This window comes from Pseudomonas sp. DTU_2021_1001937_2_SI_NGA_ILE_001, from assembly GCF_032463525.1.
In the GTDB taxonomy this organism is placed as follows: Bacteria; Pseudomonadota; Gammaproteobacteria; order Pseudomonadales; family Pseudomonadaceae; genus Aquipseudomonas.
Genome location: NZ_CP135971.1, coordinates 4,297,748 through 4,324,592, shown reverse-complemented (window position 1 = coordinate 4,324,592; position 26,845 = coordinate 4,297,748). Strand labels below are relative to the sequence as shown.

General features: G+C 65.0%; 23 protein-coding genes and 1 riboswitch. Of the genes, 8 read left to right on the top strand and 15 right to left on the bottom strand.

Features of this window, described 5'->3' with window-relative positions; all coding sequences use genetic code 11:
- Nucleotides 1-190 precede the first annotated feature (190 nt).
- The 9 genes from RRX38_RS18725 to RRX38_RS18685 all read right to left on the bottom strand — a co-directional run bounded on the left by RRX38_RS18725 (nt 191) and on the right by RRX38_RS18685 (nt 9,625).
- Nucleotides 191-889 (bottom strand): membrane integrity-associated transporter subunit PqiC, encoded by a 699-nt coding sequence (locus RRX38_RS18725; RefSeq protein ID WP_295469813.1) that lies wholly within the window; start codon nt 887-889, stop codon nt 191-193.
- 179 nt (nt 890-1,068) lie between these two features.
- A complete protein-coding gene (parC, locus tag RRX38_RS18720; RefSeq protein ID WP_295469810.1) occupies nt 1,069-3,324 on the bottom strand; it encodes a DNA topoisomerase IV subunit A in 2,256 nt (751 codons plus the stop codon).
- A gap of 10 nt (nt 3,325-3,334) precedes the next feature.
- A complete protein-coding gene (locus RRX38_RS18715) occupies nt 3,335-3,856 on the bottom strand; it encodes a TIGR02281 family clan AA aspartic protease (protein WP_410524835.1) in 522 nt (173 codons plus the stop codon).
- Nucleotides 3,853-4,815, bottom strand: coding sequence for an esterase-like activity of phytase family protein (locus RRX38_RS18710; RefSeq protein WP_315960231.1), 963 nt, complete (start codon nt 4,813-4,815; stop codon nt 3,853-3,855). Before RRX38_RS18710 ends, RRX38_RS18715 begins: the two co-directional genes overlap by 4 nt.
- The gene (gene parE, locus RRX38_RS18705; RefSeq protein WP_295469806.1) at nt 4,812-6,716 is read right to left on the bottom strand and encodes a DNA topoisomerase IV subunit B; all 1,905 of its coding nucleotides are present in this window, start codon (nt 6,714-6,716) and stop codon (nt 4,812-4,814) included. The genes RRX38_RS18710 and parE overlap by 4 nt, the downstream gene beginning before the upstream one ends.
- Nucleotides 6,717-6,761: 45 nt before the next feature.
- On the bottom strand, nt 6,762-7,379 hold the full coding sequence (locus tag RRX38_RS18700; protein WP_315960229.1) for a YqiA/YcfP family alpha/beta fold hydrolase: 618 nt from the start codon (nt 7,377-7,379) through the stop codon (nt 6,762-6,764).
- 82 nt (nt 7,380-7,461) lie between these two features.
- The gene (cpdA, locus tag RRX38_RS18695) at nt 7,462-8,271 is read right to left on the bottom strand and encodes a 3',5'-cyclic-AMP phosphodiesterase (protein ID WP_315960228.1); all 810 of its coding nucleotides are present in this window, start codon (nt 8,269-8,271) and stop codon (nt 7,462-7,464) included.
- Between the two features lie 293 nt (nt 8,272-8,564).
- Nucleotides 8,565-9,017 carry a DUF1249 domain-containing protein gene (locus RRX38_RS18690; RefSeq protein ID WP_295469798.1) on the bottom strand — a complete coding sequence of 151 codons (453 nt, stop codon included), beginning with the start codon at nt 9,015-9,017 and terminating at the stop codon, nt 8,565-8,567.
- On the bottom strand, nt 9,008-9,625 hold the full coding sequence (locus tag RRX38_RS18685; protein ID WP_295469796.1) for an NUDIX domain-containing protein: 618 nt from the start codon (nt 9,623-9,625) through the stop codon (nt 9,008-9,010). The genes RRX38_RS18690 and RRX38_RS18685 overlap by 10 nt, the downstream gene beginning before the upstream one ends.
- A gap of 207 nt (nt 9,626-9,832) precedes the next feature.
- Between RRX38_RS18685 and RRX38_RS18680 the strand changes: the two genes are divergently transcribed.
- Nucleotides 9,833-10,579: an RsiV family protein gene (locus RRX38_RS18680; protein ID WP_295469794.1), complete on the top strand. Its 747-nt coding sequence runs from the start codon at nt 9,833-9,835 to the stop codon at nt 10,577-10,579.
- Here the strand turns inward: RRX38_RS18680 and cytX are convergent.
- Both cytX and thiC read right to left on the bottom strand, forming a co-directional pair.
- Nucleotides 10,536-11,837 (bottom strand): putative hydroxymethylpyrimidine transporter CytX, encoded by a 1,302-nt coding sequence (cytX, locus tag RRX38_RS18675; protein WP_315960227.1) that lies wholly within the window; start codon nt 11,835-11,837, stop codon nt 10,536-10,538. The genes RRX38_RS18680 and cytX overlap by 44 nt on opposite strands.
- 75 nt (nt 11,838-11,912) lie before the next feature.
- Nucleotides 11,913-13,802: a phosphomethylpyrimidine synthase ThiC gene (gene thiC / locus RRX38_RS18670; protein WP_315960226.1), complete on the bottom strand. Its 1,890-nt coding sequence runs from the start codon at nt 13,800-13,802 to the stop codon at nt 11,913-11,915.
- A 157-nt stretch (nt 13,803-13,959) separates the two neighbouring features.
- Nucleotides 13,960-14,064: riboswitch (TPP riboswitch) on the bottom strand.
- Nucleotides 14,065-14,211: 147 nt separating this feature from the next.
- Here thiC and RRX38_RS18665 point away from each other — a divergent pair.
- Nucleotides 14,212-15,651, top strand: a complete 1,440-nt coding sequence (locus RRX38_RS18665) for a TolC family outer membrane protein (protein ID WP_315960225.1) — start codon at nt 14,212-14,214, stop codon at nt 15,649-15,651.
- 10 nt (nt 15,652-15,661) lie between these two features.
- Here the strand turns inward: RRX38_RS18665 and waaA are convergent, their stop codons facing one another.
- Complete coding sequence (gene waaA, locus RRX38_RS18660) at nt 15,662-16,936, bottom strand: lipid IV(A) 3-deoxy-D-manno-octulosonic acid transferase (protein WP_315960224.1); 1,275 nt, start codon at nt 16,934-16,936, stop codon at nt 15,662-15,664.
- Between the two features lie 279 nt (nt 16,937-17,215).
- Nucleotides 17,216-18,106: a LysR family transcriptional regulator gene (locus tag RRX38_RS18655; RefSeq protein WP_315960223.1), complete on the bottom strand. Its 891-nt coding sequence runs from the start codon at nt 18,104-18,106 to the stop codon at nt 17,216-17,218.
- 85 nt (nt 18,107-18,191) lie between these two features.
- On the opposite strand from RRX38_RS18655, the gene RRX38_RS18650 reads away from it, so the two are divergent.
- From RRX38_RS18650 to RRX38_RS18635, 4 genes are all read left to right on the top strand, one after another.
- On the top strand, nt 18,192-18,524 hold the full coding sequence (locus RRX38_RS18650) for a DMT family transporter (protein WP_295477227.1): 333 nt from the start codon (nt 18,192-18,194) through the stop codon (nt 18,522-18,524).
- Between the two features lie 64 nt (nt 18,525-18,588).
- The gene (locus RRX38_RS18645) at nt 18,589-19,764 is read left to right on the top strand and encodes an NAD(P)/FAD-dependent oxidoreductase (RefSeq protein WP_315960222.1); all 1,176 of its coding nucleotides are present in this window, start codon (nt 18,589-18,591) and stop codon (nt 19,762-19,764) included.
- The gene (locus RRX38_RS18640) at nt 19,761-20,570 is read left to right on the top strand and encodes an aldo/keto reductase (RefSeq protein ID WP_315960221.1); all 810 of its coding nucleotides are present in this window, start codon (nt 19,761-19,763) and stop codon (nt 20,568-20,570) included. The genes RRX38_RS18645 and RRX38_RS18640 overlap by 4 nt, the downstream gene beginning before the upstream one ends.
- A gap of 37 nt (nt 20,571-20,607) precedes the next feature.
- Entirely contained in the window at nt 20,608-21,570 is a 963-nt protein-coding gene (locus tag RRX38_RS18635; RefSeq protein WP_315960220.1) for a metal ABC transporter ATPase, read from the top strand.
- Nucleotides 21,571-21,620: 50 nt separating this feature from the next.
- On the opposite strand, the gene hldE is transcribed toward RRX38_RS18635, so the two are convergent.
- The gene (hldE, locus tag RRX38_RS18630) at nt 21,621-23,042 is read right to left on the bottom strand and encodes a bifunctional D-glycero-beta-D-manno-heptose-7-phosphate kinase/D-glycero-beta-D-manno-heptose 1-phosphate adenylyltransferase HldE (protein WP_295477235.1); all 1,422 of its coding nucleotides are present in this window, start codon (nt 23,040-23,042) and stop codon (nt 21,621-21,623) included.
- A 201-nt stretch (nt 23,043-23,243) separates the two neighbouring features.
- On the opposite strand from hldE, the gene RRX38_RS18625 reads away from it, so the two are divergent.
- Nucleotides 23,244-24,041: a hypothetical protein gene (locus tag RRX38_RS18625; protein ID WP_295477237.1), complete on the top strand. Its 798-nt coding sequence runs from the start codon at nt 23,244-23,246 to the stop codon at nt 24,039-24,041.
- A gap of 115 nt (nt 24,042-24,156) precedes the next feature.
- Here the strand turns inward: RRX38_RS18625 and msbA are convergent, their stop codons facing one another.
- Complete coding sequence (msbA, locus tag RRX38_RS18620; protein ID WP_295477239.1) at nt 24,157-25,959, bottom strand: lipid A export permease/ATP-binding protein MsbA; 1,803 nt, start codon at nt 25,957-25,959, stop codon at nt 24,157-24,159.
- A 240-nt stretch (nt 25,960-26,199) separates the two neighbouring features.
- Here msbA and RRX38_RS18615 point away from each other — a divergent pair, with 240 nt between their 5' ends.
- Nucleotides 26,200-26,838 (top strand): phosphotransferase, encoded by a 639-nt coding sequence (locus RRX38_RS18615; protein WP_315960219.1) that lies wholly within the window; start codon nt 26,200-26,202, stop codon nt 26,836-26,838.
- Nucleotides 26,839-26,845 lie beyond the last annotated feature (7 nt).

Genomic DNA, 26,845 nt, shown 5'->3' with positions numbered 1-26,845 from the left:
TAGAAGCGGCTTCAGCCGCGAAGCGAGCGCATGCTCACAGCAGATGCAGTGAATTTTCTCGCGCTTTCGCAGCTGAAGCGGCTCCTACCGAGTCACATAACCGCTCCGAGCGGGGCAAGCCCAGCGACGAGGCTCAGAATCGCAGGCACAAAAAACCCGCGCATTGCGCGGGTTTTGCATTTCTACCGCCCTAGAAGCGGAACACCTCAAGGTCGGTGCGGATCGGCGAAGCCATGGGGATCTTGGGCTTTTCCGCCTGTTTGTTATTGCGCACCACCGGTGCAGCCTTCTTGGGTTCGTCGACCTGCCAGGAAATCGGCTTGATCGCGGTGCTGACCTGCTCGGCCAGGCGCTGCAGCAGAATGCCCTGGGCCTTGACCTGAGAAGCGGTGGAGCCGTTGTGAACCTCCTCCAGGTGCACCAGGCGGCTGTCACGCACGTTGCCCTTGCGGTCCAGCAGGCGCCACTGGGCGTCGAGGATGGCGGGCTGGCGGGCACCGGAGTCCAGGCGAGTGATGGACAGCAACACCTGTACATCAGGGCTGAAGTTGGCGACCGCCGGGGCCAGCACCACGCGCTGGCTGTCGAGCTTCCAGGACACCTGGCGCAGCAGCAGTTGATCGATGTCGGAGGCCAGGTTACCAGCCCAGCGACCATCCGCCGAGGCGGTCAGGGTTCCATCGGGCTGGCGTTGCAGCAGGGTTTCACGTTGCAGGTAATCGGCAATCGAAACCGGGCCCAACAGTACGGCAAGGCCGCTACTCTGCTTGGGCTGGCCGGGCTCACCGCTGTCGAGCTGGTAGAGCGCAGCCGGTTGATGCACGCTGCACCCGGCCATGCCGAGCACACCCGTCATCAACAGAATCATGGGAAGGCGTAGAAGATTCATCGTCCTGTCCGACCTGCGTCCCGCAGGTTACAAATTGAAAAATCGTCAGGGTCATACAGGCATTGGGCCACGCCCAAGCCTGAAGACCCCATATCATCCGTGAATATTCGCTATGACTCCAGCGATTATGCGGCGATCTTCATGGCAAAACGAAGATGGCCCACCATAAATGAGGATTCTCAGCCGTTTTCCACCAACAACGCGTCGACGCGCTGGAAACCGCGCGGCAGCTTGTTGCCGCGCCGGCCGCGCTCGCCCTTGTAGTGCTCGAGGTCGTCGGCCTTCAGCGACAGGGTGCGCTTGCCGGCCTGCAGCACCAGCGTAGCGCCCTCTGGCAGTACCGCCAGATCGGTGACGTACTCTTCGCGGCTGGCCACGCGTTCCCCCGGCACACCGATGATCTTGTTGCCCTTGCCCTTGCCCAGTTGCGGCAGGTCACTGACACGGAAGACCAGCAGGCGCCCTTCGGTGGTCACGGCGGCCAGCCAATGGTTTTCGCGGTCCAGCACGGGGCGCGGCGACATGACTTTGGAACCGGACGGCAGGCTCAGCAGCGCCTTGCCCGCCTTGTTCTTGGCCTGCAGATCCTCGCCCTTGACCACGAAGCCGTAGCCGGCGTCCGAGGCGATCACGTACAGCGCCTCATCATCGGGCAGCAACACGCATTCGAAACTGGCACCCGGCGGCGGCTGCAGCTTGCCGGTCAATGGCTCGCCCTGCCCCCTGGCCGATGGCAGGGTATGCGCAGCGATCGAATAGCTGCGTCCGGTGGAGTCGATGAACACCGCGAACTGGTTGGAACGGCCAGCTGCGGCGGCCTTGAAGGCGTCGCCGGCCTTGTAGGACAGCCCGGTGGCGTCGATGTCGTGGCCCTTGGCACAGCGTACCCAGCCTTTCTCGGAAAGCACCACGGTGACCGGTTCGGTGGGCATCAGCTCGTTTTCCGACAGCGCACGGGCCTCGGCGCGCTCGACGATCGGCGAACGACGGTCATCGCCGTAGGTTTCGGCATCGGCGATCAGCTCGCTGCGCACCAGCTTGCGCAGCTTGGTGTCGCTGCCCAGCAGGGCCAGGAGCTTGGCCTGTTCCTTGAGCAGATCATCCTGCTCGCCGCGCAGCTTCATCTCTTCGAGACGCGCCAGCTGACGCAGGCGGGTGTCGAGGATGTAGTCGGCCTGGATCTCGGAAAGCTGGAAGCGCGCGATCAGGTCGGCCTTGGGCTGATCCGAGGTGCGAATGATATGGATCACTTCGTCGAGGTTCAGGTAGGCGGTCAGCAAGCCTTCCAACAGGTGCAGGCGGTGCTCGACCTTGTCCAGGCGGAACTGCAGACGCTTGCGCACGGTGGCGATACGGAACACCAGCCACTCGTTGAGCAGGGTCTTGAGGTTCTTGAGCTGCGGCTTGCCGTCCAGGCCGATGATGTTGATGTTGACCCGGTAGCTGGACTCCAGATCGGTGGTCGCGAACAGATGCTGCATCAGTTCGTCGGCATCCACGCGGTTGGAACGCGGGATGATCACGATCCGGCAGGGGTTCTCGTGGTCCGATTCGTCACGCAGGTCGGCTACCATCGGCAGCTTCTTGGCCTGCATCTGCGCGGCGATCTGCTCCAGCACCTTGGCCCCGGAGACCTGATGCGGCAGGGCGGTGACCACGATATCGCCGTCCTCGACACGGTACACGGCACGCATGCGTACCGAGCCGCGACCGGTTTCGTAGAGTTTGAGCAGGTCGGCACGCGGGGTGACGATCTCCGCCTCGGTCGGGTAGTCCGGGCCGGGAATGTGTTCACAGAGCTGTTCGACGCTTGCCTTGGGCTCGTCGAGCAGGCGTACGCAGGCAGCGGCGACTTCGCGCAGGTTGTGCGGTGGTACGTCGGTGGCCATGCCCACGGCGATGCCGGTGGTGCCGTTGAGCAGGATGTTCGGCAGGCGTGCCGGCAACACGGCCGGCTCGTTGAGCGTGCCGTCGAAGTTCGGCACCCAGTCCACGGTGCCCTGGCCCAGCTCGCTGAGCAGCACCTCGGAGTAGCGCGACAGGCGGGCTTCGGTGTAGCGCATGGCGGCGAAGGATTTCGGATCGTCCGGCGCACCCCAGTTGCCCTGGCCATCGACCAGGGTATAGCGGTAGCTGAACGGCTGGGCCATCAGCACCATGGCTTCGTAACAGGCCGAGTCGCCGTGCGGGTGGAACTTGCCGAGCACGTCGCCGACGGTACGCGCCGACTTCTTGTGCTTGGCATCGGCGCCCAGGCCAAGTTCGCTCATGGCATAGACGATGCGCCGCTGCACCGGCTTGAGGCCGTCGCCAATATGCGGCAGGGCGCGGTCCATGATCACGTACATGGAGTAGTTGAGATAGGCCTGTTCGGTGAAGTCAGCCAGTGAACGGCGTTCTACGCCATCCAGGCTGAGGTCAAGGGAGTCGCTCATGCGGGCCTCGTCATTGGGTCGTCTGGCGCAGCAGCAAGGTGCCGCCACGCTGGGTGAATTCGAGTTGTTTCATGGCGCTCATGCCCAGCAGAACCTCCCGGCCTTCCAGGCTCGGGGTGACCAGGGCGCGTACATCGTTGAGCACGATGTCGCCCAGCTGCAGGCGTTCGAGCCGGGTGCGAAAGCCCTGCACCCGGCCGTTGGCGGTATTCAGGGTGACCGGCAGGCCGCGCTGCAGTCCCAGCTCGTCGGCCACTTCACCGGGCACCGCCACATCGGTGGCGCCGGTGTCGATCATGAATGGCACGTCGCGGTCGTTGATGCGCGCGGTACCGACGAAATGCCCCTGACGGTTACTGGCCAGGCGCACTTCGATGTAACCGTCGCCGTGCTGGGAAAGCATTTCGGCGTTAGGGTTGTACTGGCGTTCCTCCCACAGGCCGAACAGCCGAGTGGCCAGGAACAGCCCGGCCACCCAGGCCAGGATCATCAGCACCTTGCCGGCGCGCTGGCCGGGCAAAGGCTGGCTCATGGCGCACTCCAGCCGCCGGTCGGCGCGGCGAAGCGCCAGACCACGGGGCGTTTTTCGCCATCGGCGCGGGCGCCGAAATTGTTGTCGGTGCCGATCCAGGCGCCGGTTTCGTCGACCACCAGGGCCTCGGTCAAACCATAGGGCTGGTCATAAAGACGCTCTGGCTTGCGCGCCTCGTTGGCGAACGACCAGCAACGCTCGATCTGCCCGTCGTCCAGGCTGCGCCGGCACACCCGGTACACCGAACGCTCCAGGGTGAACAGCTTGCCGTTGAACAGCGACACGTCGGAAAAGTCCGGCAAGGGCCGGTTCTTGTCCGGGGTCACGCCGGCCTCATGGTAGAGCACGCAGCTGTCCGGGCATTGCCACTGGCCATCCTTGAAGCGCACCTGCAGCAGGCCGCGCTGCTCGCGCTCGGCCGCCAGCCACAACTGCTCGCCGTCCGGGCTGATGGCGATGCCTTCGTACAGGGCATTGAAGCGCTGCAGCATGCCCTTTTCGCGCGCCTGCTGGATGACCTGCGCGGGCAGTGGCAGCCAGGTGGGCACGCCCTGTACAGGCACCTTGAGCACCGCGCCATGGGCTTCACTGACCACGTAGCGATTGCCCTGGGCGTCGCAACTGATGCCTTCGTAATCCATACCACCGCCACGCACCACCGCTGACAGGCTGGCCAGCGAACGCAGGCTCACCGGCAGATCGCTGGGCGGCTGGGGCACCTCGATGGACACCGCTTCAGCCTGCCAGACCCGCTGGCTGCGTTCCAGGCGGTACAACACCAGGTCGTCGCGGTCCGATACCGTCCACAGCACGCCATTGCAGGCCGCCAGCCCCGACAGGTTGCCGCCGCTCATGCCGTCCACGGGGTGCTCGGAAACCAGCTTGAGCTGCTGCAACGGCACACGGGCGTAGGCCGGCACCGCCAGCAGGACCAGCAGGGCCAGCCAGACAGCCCTCAAATCATGACCTCGGCCAGGTTGCCCTTGGCTTCGAGCCACGACTTGCGGTCGCCGGCGCGCTTCTTGGCCAGCAGCATGTCCATGATTTCCGTGGTGGCGGCGTAGTCGTCCAGGGTCAACTGGACCAGCCGGCGGGTGTTGGGGTCCATGGTGGTTTCGCGCAACTGTGGCGGGTTCATCTCGCCCAGGCCCTTGAAGCGGGTGACCTGCGGCTTGCCGCGCTTCTTCTCGGCCACCAGGCGGTCGAGGATGCCATCGCGCTCGCTCTCGTCGAGGGCGTAGTAGATCTCCTTGCCCAGGTCGATCCGGTACAGCGGCGGCATGGCCACGTAGACGTGCCCGGCATCCACCAGCGGGCGGAAATGCTGGACGAACAGCGCGCACAGCAAGGTGGCGATGTGCAGCCCGTCGGAGTCGGCATCGGCGAGGATGCAGATCTTGCCGTAGCGCAGCTGGCTGAGGTCGGTGGCACCGGGATCGACGCCGATGGCCACAGCGATGTTGTGCACTTCCTGGCTGGCCAGCACTTCGCCGCCGTCGACTTCCCAGGTGTTGAGGATCTTGCCACGCAGCGGCAGGATCGCCTGGTATTCCTTGTCACGTGCCTGCTTGGCCGAACCGCCTGCCGAGTCACCTTCGACCAGGAACAGCTCGGAACGCGCCGGGTCCTGGCCGGCGCAGTCGGCCAGCTTGCCAGGCAATGCCGGCCCCTGGGTGATGCGCTTGCGCTCGACCTTCTTGCTGGCCTTGAGACGGCGGCCAGCGTTGCTGATCGCCAGTTCGGCCAGTTGCATGCCCAGCTCGGGATGGGTATTGAGCCACAGGCTGAAAGCGTCCTTGACCACGCCGGAAACGAACGCCGCCGCCTCGCGGGATGACAGGCGCTCCTTGGTCTGGCCGGAGAACTGCGGCTCCTGCATCTTGGTCGAGAGCACGAAGGCGATGCGCTCCCAGACGTCTTCAGGGGCCAGCTTCACGCCCCGTGGCAGCAGGCTGCGGAATTCGCAGAACTCGCGCATGGCGTCCAGCAGGCCCTGGCGCAGGCCGTTCACATGGGTGCCGCCCTGGGCGGTAGGAATCAGGTTGACGTAGCTTTCCTGCAGGCTGTCGCCGCCTTCGGGCAGCCACAGCAGGGCCCAGTCCACCGCCTCCTTGTTACCGGCGAAGCTGCCGCAGAACGGCTCGTCGGGCAGGCGCAGAAAGTCGTTCACCGAGTCCTGCAGGTACGAGCGCAGGCCGTCCTCGTAGTGCCATTCGACCTTCTCGCCGCTGGACTTGTCTTCGAAGCTGACCAGCAGGCCCGGGCACAGCACCGCCTTGGCCTTGAGCACGTGCTTGAGACGGCTGACCGAGAACTTGGGGCTGTCGAAGTATTTCGGGTCGGGGCTGAAGTGCACGCTGGTGCCGGTGTTGCGCTTGCCGACGGTGCCGATGACTTGCAGGTCCGAGGCCTTGAAGCCGTCGGCGAAGGTCATCTGGTACTCGTTGCCGTCGCGCTTGACCTTGACCCGCACCTGGGTCGACAGCGCGTTGACCACGGAAATGCCCACGCCGTGCAGGCCGCCGGAGAACTGATAGTTCTTGTTGGAGAACTTGCCGCCCGCGTGCAGCTTGGTGAGGATCAGTTCGACACCGGGCACGCCCTCTTCGGGGTGGATGTCCACCGGCATGCCGCGGCCGTCGTCGATCACTTCCAGGGAGTTGTCGGCGTGGAGGATCACCTGCACCGAGCGGGCGTGGCCGGCCAGGGCTTCGTCGACGCTGTTGTCGATGACTTCCTGGGCCAGGTGGTTGGGCCGCGCGGTGTCGGTGTACATGCCCGGCCGTTTGCGAACCGGGTCGAGGCCCGAGAGGACTTCGATGGCATCGGCGTTATAAGAACTAGCGCTGGGAGTGGCCATGGGTTCTCGTCATCAATGGTTCATGGAATGTCGCATGTCTGCCTTTCACAGCACGGAAAGGTCGATATCACGCAGCAGCCGCTGTTCGAAGCCGGCCAGGGCCAGCAGTTCCGGCAGACGCGCCTGGAACCCCTGGTAGCTGTGGTCGCCACCCTCCTGGATGTCCAGGCTGCACTGCGCATAGAACGCGGCGGCACGGCGGTAATCCAGGGTTTCGTCGCCGGTCTGCAACCACACGCGGATCCGCTGTGGGTCATCGGGCGCGGGTACTTCCAGCTCGACCAGGGCCTGGATGTGATCCTGGGTCAGTTCCCAGTGCTCCCCGGTGTAGAGGTTCTGCTGGGTGCCGAGGTAGCCGTCGAACAACTGGTGCGGGTTGACCGCCGGGTTGACCAGTACCGCTTCGAGCCCGTGGCGCTGCGCAAGATGGGTCGCATAGTAGCCGCCGAGCGAGCTGCCGACCAGCAGCGGACGCCCCAGGGCTTCGATCGCCTCCTCGAGCTGGGCGATGGCCTGGCGGGGATGATGATGCAACTCCGGCACGCGCAGGCGTTCCTGCAGGCCCAGCGAGCGCATCAACGCCGCCAGCCAGGTGGCCTTCTTCGACAAGGCCGAACTGTTCAGGCCATGGATATACAGCAGCGAGGGGTTGTCGCCGGTCATGCCAGTGCTCCGCAGACACGCATCAGGATAAAGCCGCACAGTTTACAGGACTCAGGAGGCAGGACCGTAACGCCGACTTGTTTCAATAACCCGCGCCTGAGAAGTCGATCTCGAAATCCACGCCGCTCAGGCGCGAAACAGCGGTTTCCAGCCGTCCGTCGTCGTGCAGGCGCAGCCAGCGATAGCCGGGTGCCGCTTTGTCGAGGGTGAAGTCCACACTGCCGGGCGCGAACTGGATGCAGGTGGATGGCGTGGCCAGCAGACGAACCCCGTTGCGCTGCTGGTCGAAGGCCTGGTGGACATGCCCCCAGAGCACCGCGCGCACCTGTGGATAACGATCCAGCACGGCGAACAGTGCCTCGGCATTGTGCAGGCCGATCGGCGCCATCCATTCACAACCAATGGAGACCGGATGGTGATGCAGGCAAACGAGGTGATGGCGGTCAGGCGCTTCGCGCAGCGAGCGCTCCAGAAGGCTCAGTTGCTCATCGGCCAGGTAGCCGAACACCGCGCCCTCGACCTCGGAGTCGAGCAGAGTCACCCGCCAGCGCCCGACATCCACCACCGGCTGCAGCACCTCGCTGCCCTCGGCGGCGGCACGCATCTGCGGCGCTTCGTCGTGGTTGCCCGGCAGCCAGCGCACCGGCGCCCCGAGGCGCTCGCTGAGCTGGCGGAAGGCCTGGTAGGACAGCAACGAGCCGTCCTGAGAGATATCCCCGGTCATCAGCACCAGATCGATGTCCGGCTGTTCGGCCTGGACCTGCTCGACGACCTTTTCCAGGCTGTCGCGGGTCGGCAGGCCCAGCAACGTGCCATCCGCCTCGGCGAACAGGTGACTGTCGGATAACTGGACCAGCAGGACGGAGGTGTCCTTGATAGATGAACTCGGCAACGGCCGTCTCCCGGGGACGATACGCTGCGATTATGGTGGCTGAGACGGGACGCGGCAAATGGGGATTGAGAGCCGGTTCACACTCGGGCTCACAGCTTAACTGCCCTCGCGACCTGCCCATCGCCAGCAATATAAACCATGCACGACCGCCTGATTGAAAGTCAGGGCGAAACTAGCACGACCTATCGTGCGGTCGCAGCGAGATACATCGCACTCAAATCAGTTTCGGAAGCAACCTACAAATCCCGATAGACGTTTCTTACGACGATAATTACCGAAGCGGGAAACAAGTCTCAGCGCACAACTTCATACTCATGCCCGCACGCCAGGCAGTGGCTCAGCCACTCGCCGAGGAACAGGTTGAGCTGGGCCTTTTCGTCAGGCTGGTGCATGTCTGCATTGGGGTACGGGTAGATACCCTGGAAGCGCCGCGCATGTTCGGCGCCGATCACCTCGGCCATGCGCGCATCGTGGTACACCTGTACCTCCAGGCGCGGCACCGGCAGCCAGGGCAGGCTGTGTTCCTGGCGCACCTGCAAGGTGGTGGTGTAGGGACAGTCGAGCAGCACTTCGAGGGTCAGCACGCCCAGCATCTGGTCGCCCTGGGTCACCGCCACGCGGCGCGAGCTTTTCTGCGTGCGCATGTCCGGCAGCAGGCGCATCAGGCGGGCATAGTTGGCCTCGCATGCTGCCTGCAGCCCGGCAAGATCCACACGATAGCGCTCGCGCAACAGATTCACGACCATAGCCCCCTGATTTCGCTGCGGTTCAAGGCCAGCCACTGGATGGCAATGATCGCCGCCGCGTTCATGATCCGGCCATCGGCCACGGCTTGCAGGGCGTCGTCGAACGACCAGACCGTGACACGAATGTCCTCCCCCTCGGATTCCAGCCCGTGGATGCCACCGGCATCCTGGCTGTCGCACTGCCCCAGGAACAGATGCACGTATTCATCGCTGCCCCCCGGCGAAGGAAAGTACCGGGTAATCGGCCACAGCGCACTGAACTTCAGCCCAGCTTCCTCTTCTGCCTCGCGATGAGCAACTTCTTCCGGTTGCTCATCCTTGTCGATCAGACCGGCGACCATTTCGATCAGCCACGGGTTGGCGGTTTTCTCTGCCGCACCGACGCGGAACTGCTCGATCAGCACCACTTCGTCGCGCTTGGCATCGTAGGGCAGCACGCACACGGCATCGTGACGCACGAACAGCTCGCGGCTCAGCTCACGCCCCATGCTGCCGTCGAACTGTTCATGACGCAGAAACAGCTTGTCCAGACGGTAGAAACCTTTGAAGCAGGTCTCGCGTCGGGTGATCTCGAAGGCGGTCGGGGTCGAACGGGGCGTCTGGGTCATGGATTTCTCACTGCGGAAGGCATTGGCATGGGGCCATCCTAACGCGCATCGCGCACCGGATGCAGCCCCCTATGAAGATGCAGGGTAGACGCGCCCACGGCAAAGCATTTCTAATCCGCCCAATGGCGAACCGAAGGCACTTTTCACAGTCCAACCGGCCTGTATGCGCTTGCGCATCGCCTTTTCCGATACCTGCCAAGGATCATCATGTCGTTACCGAAGATCGCCGCACTGGTTTGCCTGGTCGTAACCCTGGGCGCCTGCCAGAGCCTGTTCAAACCCAACATGCGTGCCCCTCTGCAGGTCGAGCGTGAAGCCTGGGAGCAGATCAAGCCTGGCTGCAGCAGTAGTGACTGCCCACTGGTGAACATCGATACCGTGCATTTCCCTGATGAGCCGCGCCTGGACGCCATCGTGCAGAAGAACCTGCTGCAGCTGGCGCCTGCCCTGCCCGGCCAGCCGGCGCCGACCTCGCTGAAAGCCTACGAGCAACAATTCCTCAGCCAGGCACAAGGGCGCAACAACAGCTACCTGCAGGCCAAGGTACGCGAACAGCATGACGGTATCGTGGTCATCGAGCTGTCCAGCTACCTGGACACCGGCGGCGCCCATGGCGACCCCGGACGGGCGTTGATCAACTATTCGCGTCAGCAGCAGAAAGTCCTGACCCTGGCCGACATGGTCGTGCCCGGCAAGGAAAACGAGTTCTGGCAGAAGGCACAGTTGGCCCACCAGGCCTGGCTGGTGTCGACCAAGGTCAATGAAGACCCCGAGTTCCTCAAGAACTGGCCGTTCAAGCGCACCCCGAATGTGGCGCTGACCTACGGCGCGGTGATCCTCAAGTATCCAGTGACGACCATCGCGCCGTACGCGATGGGCCACATCGAACTGAAGATCCCCTACCCGCAGCTCAACGGCGTGATCCGTCCGGAGCTGTTCCCTGGCCGCAGCTGAAGCCCACGCCCAGCAGCGCCTGCAGCACGCCGGCGAGCAACAGCGCCGGCAGTGTCGCGCCAACCGCCGGGTACAGGTTGGCCAGCAGGTGGTAGGTGCTCACCCCACCCAGCCAGGCCAGCAGGCTGGTCCAGCGCAGCGCCGGCACGTTGGCCGGTACCCGGCGCCGACGCAGAATGAAGTGGTCGGTCAGCACCACACCGAACAGCGGCGCGAACAACGAGCCGATCAGCAGCAGGAAGCCTTCGTACTGCGCCAACGGCGCGAAACAGGCGATCAGCGTGCAGAGCACCCCGATCCCCAGAGCCAGGTGCTCGACCCGCAAGCCTGACAGCAAGGCGCTGGACACCGCCGCCGAGTGAATATCGGCGAAGGCCTTTTCCGACTCATCGAGCAGAATCAGCAACAGCGGGATGCCCATGCCGGCTCCGGCCAGCGCCAGCAGCAAGGCATTGGCCTGCTCGGCTTCGACAAAGGCCAGGGTGTAGGCCACGCCCAGGCTCATCAGCCAGCAATTGCCGATGAAATACCCCAAGGCCGTGCCTACGAACACCGGCTTGGCCTGGCGGCCGAAGCGTGAGTAGTCGGCGATCAGCGGCAACCACGACAACGGCATGGCGATGGCCAGGTCCAGGCCGGTGGCGAACGGCATCGAGCCGTCCCCGGCCTTGACCCACAGCGCCGCCAGGTCGGCCTTGGCCAGCAGGTTCCAGGTCAGCCACAGGCAGGCGCCCAGCAGCAGCCAGATGCCCCATTGGCGCAGCACCTTGCGCACGAAGGTCAACGGCCCGCTGACCGCCAGCAACGTGGCCAGGGCGCCGAACAGCAAGGCCCAGAGCAACGGACTGGTCCACGCAGCACCTGCCCCCCAGGCACGTTCGGCCAACAGGCTGGCGGCGTCGCGCATCACCACGATTTCGAAGGCGCCCCAACCCACCAGTTGCAACAGGTTGAGCGCCGCCGGCAGCAGCGCCCCGTGCCGCCCCAGGCTGAGCCGCAGCGAGGCCATGGCCGACAGCCCGGTGTCGCTGCCAATGACCCCGGCCGCGGCGAGCAGCAGCACGCCGATCGACGAGCCCAACAGCACCGCCAGCAAAGCGCCGGCCATGCCCAGCCCCGGCGCCAGCAAGGCACCGGCCTGCAGCACCATCAAACCGATGCCCAGGGAGAACCACAGGGAAAACAAGTCGCGACCGCCAAACACCCGCTGTGCTGCGGGTACCGGCTGGTCCGGAGAAAAACTGCCAGGTGTGCTCACATTCGCGTCTCACGAGAGGAAAAGAACAGCGGCAAGCCAGGCGTACGCGCCGGCTTGCCGCGTGCAACGGTCGGCTCAGACCTTCTGATACAGCTGGCTGCCTTCCTGCCTGAAGCGCTCGGCCTGTTCACGCATGCCGTCCTCGACCGCCACGTCCACCGCCTCGATGCGCTGGTTGGCGGCGTATTCACGCACTTCCTGGGTGATCTTCATCGAACAGAACTTCGGCCCGCACATGGAGCAGAAATGCGCCACCTTGGCCGACTCCTTGGGCAGGGTTTCGTCGTGGTAGGCCCGGGCGGTGTCCGGGTCCAGGCCCAGGTTGAACTGGTCTTCCCAGCGGAACTCGAAGCGTGCCTTGCTCAGCGCGTTGTCGCGGATCTGCGCACCGGGGTGGCCCTTGGCAAGGTCGGCGGCGTGGGCAGCGATCTTGTAGGTGATGATGCCGGTCTTCACGTCATCCTTGTTCGGCAGGCCCAGGTGTTCCTTGGGCGTGACGTAGCAGAGCATGGCGCAGCCGAACCAGCCGATCATCGCCGCACCGATACCGGAGGTGATGTGGTCGTAGCCGGGCGCGATGTCGGTGGTCAGCGGGCCGAGGGTGTAGAACGGCGCCTCTTCACAGCACTCCAGCTGCTTGTCCATGTTTTCCTTGATCAGTTGCATGGGCACGTGGCCGGGGCCTTCGATCATGGTCTGCACGTCGTGCTTCCAGGCGATCTTGGTCAACTCGCCGAGGGTTTCCAGCTCACCGAACTGCGCGGCGTCGTTGGCGTCGGCAATCGAGCCGGGGCGCAGGCCATCGCCCAGCGAGAAGCTGACGTCGTAGGCCTTCATGATTTCGCAGATGTCTTCGAAATGGGTGTAGAGGAAGTTTTCCTTGTGGTGCGCCAGGCACCACTTGGCCATGATCGAGCCACCGCGGCTGACGATGCCGGTGACCCGCTTGGCGGTCAGCGGCACATAGCGCAGCAGCACGCCGGCGTGGATGGTGAAGTAGTCCACGCCCTGCTCGGCCTGTTCGATCAGGGTGTCGCGGAACAGCTCCCAGGTCAGGTCCTCGGCGATGCCGCCGACCTTCTCCAGCGCCTGGTAGATCGGTACGGTGCCGATCGGTACCGGCGAGTTGCGGATGATCCACTCGCGGGTTTCATGGATGTGCTTGCCGGTGGACAGGTCCATGACCGTGTCCGAGCCCCAGCGGATGCCCCAGGTCAGCTTGGCGACTTCTTCCTCGATGGAGGAGCCCAGGGCGCTGTTGCCGATATTGCCGTTGATCTTCACCAGGAAGTTGCGGCCGATGATCATCGGCTCCAGCTCGGTGTGGTTGATGTTGGCTGGAATGATCGCCCGACCACGAGCGATTTCCTGGCGCACGAACTCGGGGGTGATTTCCTTGGGAATGCTGGCGCCGAAGCTGTGCCCGGCGTGCTGCTGGTCGAGCAGACCAGTGGCACGCGCCTCTTGCAGTTTCATGTTCTCGCGGATGGCCACGTACTGCATCTCGGCGGTGATGATGCCCTGGCGGGCATAGTGCATCTGCGTGACATTGGCGCCGGCCTTGGCACGCCGTGGATTCTTCACATGGGCGAAGCGCAGCGCGGCCAGTTCGGCGTCGTTGAGACGCTGCTGGCCGAAGTTCGAGGTCAGGCCACCCAGGCGCTCGGTGTCGCCGCGCGACTCGATCCAGGGCGAACGCACGTCGGCCAGGCCCTTGCGCACGTCGATGATCACGTTCGGGTCGGTGTAAGGGCCGGAGGTGTCATAGACGGTGACCGGCGCGTTGATCTCGCCGCCGAAGTCGGTGGGTGTCACGTCCAGGCTGATCTCGCGCATCGGCACGCGAATGTCCGGGCGCGAGCCCTGAACGTAGATTTTCTGCGAACGAGCGAAGGGTTGAACCGAACCCGAGTCGACCTGGGCCGATTCACTCAGATGGGGGGCGTTTTTTGCTCTTGTAGTCATCACGGTCTCTCCAGACATCCAGCGGCGGATTGGTTGTCGGAGTGACCTGAACGGACGGGGGGCGCGATCCAGCGAACGTGGATGCAGAGTGTCGAAAGAGGCGGAGTGCAAAAAAATTGAACGCACGACCCCGGACGACACTCAAGAGGACTCGCCGGGAGCGAGCAATCTTGTTCCCTACGCAGGCGCTAACCTGATCAGGTTCAACGGGATCCGGCTTAACCGATCTCAGCCTCACATCAAGGCACCCCGACAAGAACGGCGCCAGTCTATGCCGGCCAGGGGGGCGAGCGCCAGACCTTGCAGCAAAACCCGCGATAAAAGGCGGAAATGGCTGATTGTTGCCATGACCCGCAGACTCTACACTCGCGAATCTGATTGCCATCATCTTCTGGAAAAGGAACGCCCCATGCTGCGCAAACTGTCGTTGGCCATTGCCGTGTCCTGCGCCTGCAGCGCCCCCAGCCAGGCTGGCGACGCGCCGCTCACGGCGCTCAACGGGCTGCTCGACGTTTACCAGCAGGCAGTCGACAACAACGCAGACCTGGCCGCCGCACGCGCCGACTACCAGGCGCGCAGCGAAGGCGTTCCGCAAGCCCGCGCCGGGCTGCTGCCGAATCTCTCCGCCGGCGCCCAGAACAGCAGCACCCGTACGCAGATCGACCAGCCCCACGCCACCGCCACACGCAGCGGCACCCTGTACCAGGCAACCCTGAGCCAGCCGCTGTTCCGCGCCGACCGCTGGTTCCAGCTGCAAGCGGCCAAAGCGGTCAACGAGCAAGCCGCACTGGAGCTGTCGGCCAACGAACAGAACCTCATCCTGCAATCGGCACAGGGCTACTTCGGCGTCCTTCGCGCCCAGGACAACCTGGCCACCGCCAAGGCTGAAGAAGCCGCGCTGCGCCGCCAACTGGACCAGGCCAACGAACGCTTCGACGTCGGTCTCTCGGACAAGACCGACGTGCTGCAGGCGCAGGCGCGCTACGACGGCTCGCGGGCCTCCCGGCTCATCGCCCAGCGCCAGGTCGAAGATGCTTTTCAGGCCCTGGTGACCCTGACCAACCGCCAATACAACGCCATCGAGGGCATCAACCACAACCTGCCGGTGCTGCCGCCGACACCGAACGATGCCAAGGCCTGGGTCGACACCGCGGCACAACAGAACCTCGACCTGCTGGCCAGCAACCATGCCGTGGACGCGGCGCGCGAGACCCTCAGCCAGCGCAAGGCCGGGCATGCGCCCACGGTGGATGCGGTAGCCAGGTGGCAGCGCGGCGATAACGATCTGCTGGGGTTTTCCAACCCCAACTACACCGGCATGGACTATCGGGGTGACGTTGACCAGCGCAGCATCGGCGTAGAGTTGAACATTCCGCTGTACAGCGGCGGGCTGACCAGCTCCCAGGTGCGCGAGGCCTATGCGCGGCTGAATCAGAGCGAGCAGCGTCGCGAAAGCCTGCGCCGCCAGGTGGTGGAAAACACCCGCAATCTGCACCGCGCGGTAAACACCGACGTCGAGCAGGTGCAGGCTCGCAAGCAGGCGATCATCTCCAACCAGAGCGCCCTGGAAGCCACCGAGATCGGCTACCAGGTCGGCACCCGCAACATCGTCGACGTACTCGACGCGCAGCGCCAGCTCTACGCTTCGGTGCGCGACTACAACAACACCCGCTACGACTACATCATCGACAACCTGCGCCTCAAGCAGGCTGCCGGCACCCTCAGCCCCAGCGACCTGCAGGCGCTGTCAGGCTACCTCAAGGCCGACTACAACCCGGACCGGGACTTCCTGCCGCCGGACCTGGCCCAGGAAGCGCGCAAGAACTTCGAGCGCCCGGCCAAGCGCTGAGCCAACGAAACTACCCCATCAACCGCGCAATCATGCCCAGCAGGCGCTGCAAGGCGCCCTGGTTGGCCTGCATCACCTGCTGCCCCGCCCCGGCCATGCGCCGGGCGGTTTGCGGCTGTTCGAACAGTTCACCCACCGCACGGGCCAGGGCCGCCGAGTCACTGACTTCCAGCAAGGCCCCGGCAGTGCGCAGCATCGCGGCGATTTCCAGGAAGTTGAACAGGTGCGGGCCGCTGAGCACCGGTTTGCCCAGCGCAGCCGGCTCCAACAGATTATGCCCGCCGTTAGGCACCAGGCTGCCACCGACGAAGGCGCAGTCGGCCAGCGCATAGAGAAACAGCAACTCGCCCATGGTGTCGCCAAGCAGCACCGAGGTCTGCGCCGTGACTGGCTGGCCGCTGGAGCGACGCACCGTGGCGAAACCCTGTTGTTCACACAGTTGATACACGCTGTCGAAGCGTTCCGGGTGGCGCGGCACCAGAATCAACAGCGCCTGGGGGTGACTGGCCAGCAACTGGCGATGCGCGGCCAGGACGCTTTCGTCTTCACCGGCATGGGTGCTGGCGGCGATCCATACGGGCCGCCCGTCAGCCTGCCATTGCTCACGCAACTGCCTGGCCTGCTCGGGCAGGTGCGGGTCGACGCGCAGGTCGAACTTGATCGAACCGGTCACCGTCACGCACTCGGGCCGCGCGCCCAGGTCCCGAAAGCGCTGGGCCTCGGCTTCGGTCTGCACGGCTATGCCGTTCATCTCGGCGAGCATCGGCCGGGTCAAGCCGGCGAAGCGTGCATAACCGCGCGCCGAACGCTCGGACAAGCGCGCATTGGCCAGCAACACCGCAATGCCGCGCCGGGCGCACTGGTGAATGTGGTTGGGCCACAGCTCGGTTTCCATGATGATGCCCAGCCGCGGTTTGACCCGGTCGAGAAAGCGCCCGGCCGCCCAGGGCAGGTCATAGGGCAGGTAGCAATGTTGCACGCGCGGTTCGTTGGCGAACATCGCCTGAATGCGCTCAGAACCGGTGGGGGTCATGCAGGTCAGGGTGATGACCTGCTCCGGATAGGCAGCCAGCAGCGCGCGAACCATGGGCGCAGCGGCGATGCTCTCGCCCACCGACACCGCATGCACCCAGATACCGCCCTGGCGCAAGGGCGGCAGGCCGAAGGCGAAGCGCTCGCGGATCCGCTTGGCATAGGCCGGAGCCTTGCGCGCACGCAGGAACAGGCGCAGCGCAACCAGCGGCAGGCCCAGGTGAAACAGCAGGGTATAGAGGGTTCTGTTCATGGCGGCGAAGTTTACTAGGCCTCACCCCGAGGGGGCGAGCACGCTGCATAGGATCCTTGATTCCAGCATGGATATCCCACGGCTGAAGCCAATACGGGTCAGTTAGGCCGGTAGGAGCGGCTCCAGCCGCGAAGCGGCCGCATGTTCACGACAGATGCACTGAATTACCCGGCGTTTTCGCGGCTAAAGCCGTTCCTACCCGGTCTAATCGAACAGTATTCCTGGCGGTGCCTGGGGCAGCGACCTGACGGGGCGAGAAGAGTCAGACGCAGCGTCCCGTCAGCCGATCGCCCGCAAGTGCACGGCAAAGCGTTCGGCCAGCCATTGCGCAGCCGGGCCCAGAGGCTCGTCGCGGCGCCAGGCCAGCTCCACCACCAGCGCTGGCGGGCGCCATTCGCTGGGCAGCTCGACCATGTGCGCCTGGTAGGTCGGGTACTGCACCACATGGCGTGGCAACCAGGCCCAACCCAGTCCGCGCATCAGCCATTCGGCCATGGCGTAGAAGCTGTCGGCCCGCCAGACCTGGGAACTGAGCGCCTCGCCGCCGGGGTAGTCACTTTCCTGCGCGGTGATCAGCAGTTGCCGATGACGCGCCAGATGCTCGCGGCTTACCCGGCGCTCCCTGGCCAGCGGATGACCGGCAGCGCAGACCGTGACCATTTCCACCGAACCCAGCGAGCGGCGCTCCAGGCAGTCGGGCACCCGCTCATGATTGAAGAACAGGCCGATGTCGACGCGACGCTCCACCAGCTTGCGCGCTACATCGCCCTGGGCACTGTTGGCCAGCTGAACCTGCAGGTAGGGAAACTGCGCCGCCAGTTCCTCAAGGCTGTCGATCACCGGCTGGTAGGGCATCGCCTCGTCCTGGGCAATGCGCAGCAAGGCTTCCTGGCCGCGCATCAGTGCCGTGGCGCGGCCATCGAGGCGCTCGCAGTGACGCAACAGCTCGCGCACATCCTCCAGCAGCGCCTCGCCCTGGGAAGTCAGGCGTGGCTGGCGACCACTGCTGCGCTCGAACAAGGTGATACCCAGGTCGGCCTCCAGCAGCGCGATGGCATTGCTGATCGCCGACTGCGCCTTGCCCTGCTCCCGCGCCACGGCAGAAAACGAACGGCGCTCGGCCACCCGGGCGAACAGGCGCATGTGTTCCAGATTCCAGACTCCGGCCATCAACCTATCTCCAAAACAGATGGGTAATGACTTTACCCCATGCATGGCGGGCTTAGAATCGCCCCATCGCAACCGGAGTACGACCATGAATGCCTATTACCTGCTGGCCATCGCCATCTGCGCCGAAGTCATCGCCACCACCTCCATGAAAGCGGTCAAGGGCTTGAGCACGCCGCTGCCCTTGCTGCTGGTCATCGTCGGCTATGCCATCGCCTTCTGGATGCTGATCATCGTCGTGCGCAGCATCCCGGTGGGCGTGACCTACGCCATCTGGTCGGGGATGGGCATCGTCCTGGTGAGCATCGCGGCGCTGTTCATCTACGGCCAGAAACTCGACCTGCCCGCCATGCTGGGCATGGGCCTGATTGTCCTGGGTGTGGTGGTGATCCAGCTGTTCTCGAAAACCGCCGGGCACTGATGGGCGGTTCAGCCGCGCTCATTACCCCTATAATGGCCGGCATCGTTTACGCCATGAGGTGCCCATGCCATCTGTTATCTCCACCGACGTCCTGATCGTGGGCGGCGGTGTCGCCGGTCTCTGGCTCAACGCCCGCCTGCGTCGCGAGGGTTTTTCCACGGTGCTGGTGGAAAACGCCAACCTGGGCGGCGGGCAGAGCCTCAAGTCCCAGGGCATCATTCATGGCGGTGCCAAATACGCTCTGCACGGGGCGCTGACCGGCGCTTCGGAGGCCATTGCCGACATGCCGCGGCGCTGGCGCGACGCGCTGGCCGGCCAGGGCGAAATCGATCTGGCCGGCGTGCGCCTGCTGTCCGAGGCCCATTACCTGTGGTCGCCGGGCACCCTGGCCGGCAACCTCACCAGCTTCTTCGCCAGCAAGGCGGTGCGCGGCCGCGTCGACCAGGTCAAGGGCAATGACCTGCCCCCTGCCCTGCAACACCCCAAATTCAAAGGCAAGGTCTACCGCCTGGCCGAGCTGGTGGTCGACGTACCGAGCCTCATCCAGCGCCTGGCGCAACTGGCCGGTGACAGCCTGCTGGCCGGCCAGCGCATCGAGCCGCTGCTGGAGAATGGCCAGTTGGCCGGCCTGCGCGTCGATGAGCGGGAAATTCGCGCCCAGCGCGTAGTGGTCAGCGCCGGTGCCGGCACCGCCGACCTGCTGCAGGCCCTCGGTATCGCCCAACCGAAGATGCAGCGCCGCCCGCTGCACATGGTGCTGGTCAAGGGGCCGAGCCTGAAGCCGCTGTTCGCCCACTGCCTGGGCGGTGGCCCCAAGCCGCGCATCACCGTCACCACCCACCCGGCCGCCGACGGCCAGAACGTCTGGTACCTGGGTGGCGACATCGCCGAGGCCGACGGTGTGGCCCGCGAACCGGCGGCGCAGATCGCCGCCGCACGCCAGGAACTGCACAACCTGCTGCCCTGGGTCGACCTGGAGCAGGCGCAATGGGCAACCCTGCGGGTCGACCGTGCCGAGCCCGAGCAATCCGGCCTGGTGCGCCCGGACAACGCCTTCCTCGATGTGCAGGGCCCGCTGCTGGTCGGCTGGCCGACCAAGCTGGCCCTGGCGCCGGATTTCGCCGACCGGGTCATCGCCGCGCTGGCCAGGGACGGCGTACTGCCGACCCACGCTGCACTGCCCGCCGACCTGCCCAAGCCCCCCGTGGCCACACCTGTCTGGGACCAACTGCTGCCATGAGCCTGCCAACCCTGCACGAGCTGCACCGCCCGCTGGGCACAACCGGCCTGAGCGTCTCGCCGCTGGGCCTGGGGACCGTCAAGCTGGGCCGCGACCAAGGGGTCAAGTACCCCAGCGGCTTCAGCATTCCCGATGACCAGCAGGCCGCCGCCCTGCTGCGCCAGGCCCGCGAGCTGGGCATCAACCTGCTCGACACCGCCCCGGCCTACGGCATCAGCGAAGAGCGCCTCGGCCCACTATTGCGCGGCCAGCGCCATGACTGGGTGATCGTCAGCAAGGTCGGCGAAGAGTTCGACAACGGCCTGTCGCATCACGACTTCAGCGCCGCCCATACGCGGATGTCGGTGGAGCGCAGCCTGAAGCGCCTGCACACCGACTTCATCGACATGGTGCTGGTGCATTCCGACGGCAACGACCTGGCGATCCTCAACGACAGCGAGGTCTACCCGACCCTCGCCGCGCTCAAGCGCGAGGGCAAGATCCGCAGCTATGGCTTTTCCGGCAAGACCGTCGAAGGCGGTCTGCTGGCGCTGCGTGAAGGTGACTGCGCGATGGTCACCTACAACCTCAACGAGCAGGGCGAAAAACCGGTGCTGGACGAGGCGGCGGCACTGGGCAAGGCGATTCTGGTGAAAAAGGCCCTGGCCAGCGGTCATATCTGTCTGGAGCCCGGCGTAGACCCGGTGCGCGCCAGTTTTGAACTATTGTTTGGGCACCCCGGAGTCGCCAGTGCCATCGTCGGGACCATCAACCCGGTGCATCTGGCGCACAACGTGGCCAGCGCCGCAGCGGCCATTCGCCGCTGATTGCAGGCGGCCGACCCCAACGCGAGAAGGAGCCGATATGCCGCGAACCCTGATCAGGAAGAACCCCTCCAACTTCAAGACCCTGTCGCTTTATGTAGAAGCGACCCCCGAGGGCTTGAGCTATGAAAGCATCGGCATGCCGCTCAACTTCACCCAGACCCTGCAGCGGCGCCGCAAGGTCGAGGTGCCGGACACCGAACGCTTCGCCCTGGAACTGGCCAACCTGGGCGTCTCGGTGCGCCTGACCCTCAGCTGGCAGAACCGCGACTACTGGGTGCTGGTACGCCAGAAGCGCAAGGACCGCGGCGACGTGGTGCTCAAGCTGATTTCCGGCTACGTGCCGGCCCACGAGCTGAACCTGCCGCTGCATACGGCGATTCAGGAAGTCGCCGAGGAATGCCTGATCGAAACGCCGCAGGGCTGGCTCAGCGGTCGTTACCAGGACACCTGGCTGCCGGCGCCCTACGCCGCCGCGCTGCATTACCGCGAAGCCATGCCGTTCCTGCTCAGCCCGCTGTCCGGTGCGGCGCGTCCGGTGCGCTGTGGCAACCTGGCCCTGCTGGAACGCCCCCGCGCCTATGTGCACCTGCCCACGGCCTCGCTGCAGCTGATCTACGACCTGCGCCTGGAGATCCCCCGTGAAGCGCGGCCGGTGAGCCTGTTCCATGTCGATGAAAGCCTGGAAGATCAGCACCTGGTCGCGCGCCTGAACCGCAGCAAGCCCGACCTGTACCTGATGCCGCTGGAGAACGGTGAGCCACTGCCAGAGCTGTACACCCTGCGTCGCGACCAGCTGTGTGCGGTCAACACCCGCGGGTTGTACCTGGCAGAAAGCTTCGCCCGGCAGAACGGCTGGGTGGTGAGCGAGGAGCGGATTCGCTGGAAGGACTGGCTGCGCCAGCAAGGCATGACCCCGCCGCCAAAGAAGAGCGGCCTGACCCGCCTCACCGGCAAGGCCCGCGAGCTGGTGCAGCGCGCGCGTTCACGGTTGCAGAAATGACCCGGCGCCGGGCTACGGAAAGTCCGCAGCCCGGCGCCGACAGACGCTGATCACTGTTGGCGGATCTTCTCGACGATCGCCGTGGTCGAGCTGTTTTCCACCAGGCCCAGCACTTTCACCTCACCGCCGTTGGCGCGGACGATATCGGCACCCACCACCTGGTCGACACTGTAGTCGCCGCCCTTGACCAGCACGTCGGGCTTGATGTGGCTGAGCAGGTTCTCTGGCGTGCCCTCGGGGAAGCTGATCACCCAGTCCACCGCGCCCAGGCCGGCCAGCACGGCCATGCGCCGGTCGACGCTGTTGATCGGCCGACCGGGGCCTTTCAGGCGGCTCACCGAGGCGTCGTCGTTGATCGCCACGATCAGTCGATCACCTTGGGCGCGGGCCTGCTCCAGATAGGTCACGTGACCCGCATGGAGGATGTCGAAGCAGCCGTTGGTAAAGACGATCTTCTCGTTGTGCGCGCGGGCATCCTCGACCGCCAGCAGCAGTTGCTCCAGCCCCAGTACGCCACGCTCGGTGCCCTCTTCACGCTGGATGGCGCGGCGCAGCTCGGGCGCGCTGATGGCGGCGGTACCCAGCTTGCCGACCACGATGCTGGCGGCCAGGTTGGCCAGCCCGACCGCATGCGGCAGCTCTTCACCGGCGGCCAGGGCGGCGGCCAGGGTGGAAATCACCGTATCGCCGGCGCCGGTCACGTCGAACACCTCACGGGCACGGGCCGGCAGATGCAGCGCCGGGTGCTCGGCACGCAGCAGGGTCATGCCGTGTTCGCCACGGGTCACCAGCAACGCGCCCAGGTCCAGCTCGCGCATCAGTTGCCCGCCCTTGGCCACCAGCTCGTTCTCGTCGCGGCAATGGCCGACGATGGCTTCGAACTCGCTGAGGTTAGGCGTGATCACGCTGGCACCACGGTAGATGGAAAAGTCCTTGCCCTTGGGGTCGGCCAGCACGGCGATACCGCGCTCACGGGCGGCCTTGATCAGCACCTGATGGTTCTTCAGCGCGCCCTTGCCGTAGTCGGACAGCACCAGCACCTTGACACCATCGAGCAGGTTGTCGACCTCGACACTCAGGGCCAGGGCATCGGTGGCGAAGGGTTCTTCGAAATCGATGCGCAGCAGCTGCTGGTGGCGGCTCATGACCCGCAGCTTGACGATGGTCGGCTGGTGCGCAATGCGCTGGAAACGCGCCTGCACGCCAGCCGCCTTGAGGCTGTTGGCCAGGCTGTCGGCGGCTTCGTCCTCGCCGGTGACCCCGACCAGCGACGCCGGGGCGCCCAGCGCGGCGATGTTCAGTGCCACGTTGGCTGCACCGCCGGGACGGTCCTCGATCTGGTCGACCTTGACCACTGGCACAGGCGCCTCGGGAGAGATGCGCGAGGTGCCACCATGCCAGTAACGGTCGAGCATGACATCGCCCACCACCAGGACAGGCGCTTGATCGAAACGCGGCATGGATAACTTCATAGGAGCGACTCTTGGCAGAACGGAACAGGGGGCGAATCTTAGCACAGGGGGCTGACCCGCCAAGGCTGGTTAGCCGACGTATGCCGTCGGCACGGATGGATGACCCTGGCGGCCACGCGATGGCTGCGCCGAAGACCCTCAACAATTGATGACTGCGGCCGTTAAAAAGGCAAAGGACCCACCAGACTTCAAGGAGAAATCATGATCGGCATCCACTCGGTCACCCTTCAGCTGCGCTCCCAGGCTACTGCCACCTCAGCGATCAGCACTGCAGGCAACCAGACCGGCGCCGGCAATCGCGTCTCGTCAACCGCAACCAGCAGCCTCACGGCGCTGGGCAGGCAACTGGCCGAGGCCGCCCAGCGCGCCGATGCGCGGTATGCAAGCATGGACCGCCAGAGCCTCGGCGCCTGGGCCAGCAGCCGCCTGGCGCAGATCGGCGGCGCATCCTGGGAAATCAACAAGGCCAACTACGCCAACGAGAAGCCGGAATCCGACGACCCCGAGCGCCTGGCCCTGGCCCGCCAGGCCAGCGAAGCGGTCAGCGGCAATGCCGGTGCCAGCAACCCCTTTCAGTCGCTGCCCGACGATCAGCTGACCCTGATCATCTACGACGACAGCGGCGCCTTCACCGTCAACGAACGGCGCGCCGCGCTTAAAGTCGACAGTGAGCGCGAGTATGCCTGGCGACGCATCGCCGTCGCCAAGGCCATGAACGAATACAACAGCACTGGCAAGCTGACCAAGTTCTTTGGCGAGGTGCTCGACCACTACAAGGGCCTGCCAGCTGTCGAACAGGCTCAGTACCCGGCTGACTATGCGCCGCGCCTGCAGCACTGGATCGACCTGGACTTCAACTACAAGACCCACCGCGCCGAAGGCCACGCTGGCGCTTCGACGGCTCTGGTGGAGCAGCTTCTGGCGGCAGGAGCGACGAGCACGAGCGGCTCGCCGGATGAGCTCGAAGCCCTCTGGAAGAACCTGAGTGAGCAGCTTTGAGACCGCTGCTGCGCCCGCCACCGAGGGCTTTCGTGGTATGGGCCGCGAAAAGATCAACGACCCTGAGCCGGTCTTGGCGACCAGGCGGCCACGGCGTGGCTGAAGCCAGTGGCGATCAGACCGCGCCGACCGGCGCCGGCTCGTCCAGGCCCATGGCGTGCAGGCGTGCGTAGTAGCCGTTCTGCGCCAGCAACTGGGTATGGGTACCGCGCTCGACGATGCGGCCGCCGTCCATGACCAGGATCAGGTCGGCTTTCTCGATGGTCGACAGGCGGTGGGCGATCACCAGGGTGGTGCGGCCCTTCATCACTTGGTCCAGCGCCGCCTGGATGTGCCGCTCCGACTCGGTGTCCAGCGCCGAGGTGGCTTCATCGAGGATCAGCAGCGGCGCGTTCTTCAGCAGTGCCCGGGCAATCGCCAGGCGCTGGCGCTGGCCACCGGACAGCAGCACGCCGTTCTCACCCACCTCGGTATCGAAACCGGCCGGCAGGCGGTCGATGAACTCCTTGGCATAGGCGGCGGCGGCAGCGGCCTCGATGTCGGCGCGCGGGGCGCCGGCCAGGTCGCCATAGGCGATGTTGTTGGCCACGCTGTCGTTGAACAGGGTGACGTTCTGGTTCACCTGGGCGATGTGGCGGCGCAGGTTGGTCAGGCGATAGTCGTTGATGTCCACGCCATCGAGGAGAATCTGCCCGGTTTCGTGGGCATAGAAGCGCGGAATCAGGTTGGCCAGGGTCGACTTGCCGCTGCCGGAACGGCCAACCAGGGCGACCATCTGGCCGGGCTCGGCGGTAAAGCTGATGTCGTCGAGCACCAGGCGGTCGGTTTCCGGGTAGGTGAAGCTGAGGTTCTGTACCTCCAGGCGACCTTGTACACGCTCGATCGTGTAGGTCCCGGTATCGACTTCCGGAGTCACGTCGAGCTGTTCGAAGATGCTTTCCGCACCGGCCACGCCTTTCTGGATGGTCGAGCTGACTTCGGACAGCTGGCGGATCGGCTTGGGCAGCAGACCGGCGGCGGTGATGTAGGCCACCAGGTCACCGGCGGTGGCCTCGCCACGCAGGAAAAGCACCAGGAACATCAGTACCGCCATGGCGGTATAGATCACCAGTTGCAGCATGGGGGTGTAGACCGCGCCGGTCTTGGTCATGCGCAGCTGTTTCTCGGTGTTGCTGTCGCTGGCCTTGGCGAAGCGCTCCATCTCGTACTTTTCGCCGCCGAAGCTGCGCACCACCCGGTAACCCTGGATGGTTTCCGAAGCCACGTGGGTGACATCGCCCATCGCCACCTGGATCTTCTTGCTCTGCTTGCGGAATTTCTTGCTGGCACTGCCGACCATCACCGCGATCAGCGGCAGGATGGCGAGCATCACCAGGGTCAGCTTCCAGTTCATCCACAGCAGGTAGATGAACAGGAACACCACGGTCAGGCCTTCGCGGATCACCACCTTGATGGCATCGGTGGCGGCGCCGGTGACCATGGTCACGTTGAAGGTGATGCGCGAGATCAGGTGCCCGGAGTTGTGCGTATCGAAGTAGCGGTTGGGCAGCACCATCAGCTTGTTGAACAGCTCGACGCGCAGGTCGTGCACCAGCCCCAACGAGACCTTGGCCAGAAAATAGTTGCCCAGGAACGAACCCAGGCCCTGCCACGCGGCGATCAATACGATCAGCAACGGCACGGCCTGCAACAGCTGCAGGTCCTTGAGCCAGGGCACATTGGGGAACAGCACGGCTTCAGGGTTGGTCAGGCCGTCGACGAAATACTTGAGAATGCCGGCCAGCATGGGCTGGGTAGAGGCGAAGATCACGAAACCGACGATGCTGAGCAAAAAAATGCCCACATACGGACGCACGTAGGACAACAGGCGCAGGTAGATCTTCACGCTGGACGGCGCGGACGATTCATTGGCTGACATGGGAATCCGTCGAGTCAAAAAGAGGCCGGATTGTATCACAAGGCTTTTTACCGACTGATTGCGCCCGGCTGAACGACAGCTGGTGGTTGCCCACAAAAAAGGCTGGGCGAGGCCGTGCAGCGAAGCGCCCTGGCAGAGCCTGTTCGCGACGCCGTGCCGCGCAAGGCAGCCGTTTTCCGCCAGCCTGGGTTAACATACCCGGCTTTCAGCCCTTTATCGGGCGCAGAACCCGGAGTATCGATGCAAGCGCTTGACCATGCCCGCTACCTTGACCTGGTCCAGGACGCCGAAGTCCTGGAGGCCGATGGCACGGGCGACAAGGTGCTGCGCCTGGCCGACGGCTCGATGCTCAAGCTGTTCCGCCGCAAACGCCTGATCAGCTCCGCTGCCTGGTACCCCTACGCCACCCGCTTCGCTGACAACTGCCAGACCCTCGCCCAGCGCGCCATCCCCTGCCCGCAGGTGCGCAGCGTGTTCCGCGTGGCGGCGATCCAGCGTGACGCGGTGCACTACGACCCGCTGCCCGGTCGTACGCTGCGCCAGCTGCTGGACAGCGCCGCCAGTGACGACGAGCTGCGCGGCAGCCTCGGGCGTTTCATCGCCGAACTGCATGGCAAAGGCATCTATTTTCGCTCGGCGCACCTGGGCAACGTGGTGCTCACGCCCGAGGGCGAGCTGGGGCTGATCGACATCGCCGACATGAAGACCTTCCGCCAGCCGCTGCGCAAGTCGCTGCGCCTGCGCAACTTCAAGCACATGCTGCGTTATTCGCAAGACCGCCAGTGGCTGCTGGGCGACGGCAACCCGGTGTTCGTCCAGGCCTACCTGCAGGCCCAGGACCTGTGCAGCGAAGCGGAGCTGCAACAGGCCATTGCCTGATCAGTAT

Bases quoted from the DNA above. Each gene is read 5' to 3' on its own strand.
- RRX38_RS18725 (WP_295469813.1), bottom strand. From the start codon at position 889: ATGAATCTTCTACGCCTTCCCATGATTCTGTTGATGACGGGTGTGCTC.
- parC (WP_295469810.1), bottom strand. From the start codon at position 3,324: ATGAGCGACTCCCTTGACCTCAGCCTGGATGGCGTAGAACGCCGTTCA.
- RRX38_RS18715 (WP_410524835.1), bottom strand. From the start codon at position 3,856: ATGAGCCAGCCTTTGCCCGGCCAGCGCGCCGGCAAGGTGCTGATGATC.
- parE (WP_295469806.1), bottom strand. From the start codon at position 6,716: ATGGCCACTCCCAGCGCTAGTTCTTATAACGCCGATGCCATCGAAGTC.
- RRX38_RS18700 (WP_315960229.1), bottom strand. From the start codon at position 7,379: ATGACCGGCGACAACCCCTCGCTGCTGTATATCCATGGCCTGAACAGT.
- RRX38_RS18690 (WP_295469798.1), bottom strand. From the start codon at position 9,017: ATGGTCGTGAATCTGTTGCGCGAGCGCTATCGTGTGGATCTTGCCGGG.
- RRX38_RS18685 (WP_295469796.1), bottom strand. From the start codon at position 9,625: ATGACCCAGACGCCCCGTTCGACCCCGACCGCCTTCGAGATCACCCGA.
- RRX38_RS18680 (WP_295469794.1), top strand. From the start codon at position 9,833: ATGTCGTTACCGAAGATCGCCGCACTGGTTTGCCTGGTCGTAACCCTG.
- thiC (WP_315960226.1), bottom strand. From the start codon at position 13,802: ATGACTACAAGAGCAAAAAACGCCCCCCATCTGAGTGAATCGGCCCAG.
- RRX38_RS18665 (WP_315960225.1), top strand. From the start codon at position 14,212: ATGCTGCGCAAACTGTCGTTGGCCATTGCCGTGTCCTGCGCCTGCAGC.
- waaA (WP_315960224.1), bottom strand. From the start codon at position 16,936: ATGAACAGAACCCTCTATACCCTGCTGTTTCACCTGGGCCTGCCGCTG.
- RRX38_RS18655 (WP_315960223.1), bottom strand. From the start codon at position 18,106: ATGGCCGGAGTCTGGAATCTGGAACACATGCGCCTGTTCGCCCGGGTG.
- RRX38_RS18650 (WP_295477227.1), top strand. From the start codon at position 18,192: ATGAATGCCTATTACCTGCTGGCCATCGCCATCTGCGCCGAAGTCATC.
- RRX38_RS18645 (WP_315960222.1), top strand. From the start codon at position 18,589: ATGCCATCTGTTATCTCCACCGACGTCCTGATCGTGGGCGGCGGTGTC.
- RRX38_RS18640 (WP_315960221.1), top strand. From the start codon at position 19,761: ATGAGCCTGCCAACCCTGCACGAGCTGCACCGCCCGCTGGGCACAACC.
- RRX38_RS18635 (WP_315960220.1), top strand. From the start codon at position 20,608: ATGCCGCGAACCCTGATCAGGAAGAACCCCTCCAACTTCAAGACCCTG.
- hldE (WP_295477235.1), bottom strand. From the start codon at position 23,042: ATGAAGTTATCCATGCCGCGTTTCGATCAAGCGCCTGTCCTGGTGGTG.
- RRX38_RS18625 (WP_295477237.1), top strand. From the start codon at position 23,244: ATGATCGGCATCCACTCGGTCACCCTTCAGCTGCGCTCCCAGGCTACT.
- msbA (WP_295477239.1), bottom strand. From the start codon at position 25,959: ATGTCAGCCAATGAATCGTCCGCGCCGTCCAGCGTGAAGATCTACCTG.
- RRX38_RS18615 (WP_315960219.1), top strand. From the start codon at position 26,200: ATGCAAGCGCTTGACCATGCCCGCTACCTTGACCTGGTCCAGGACGCC.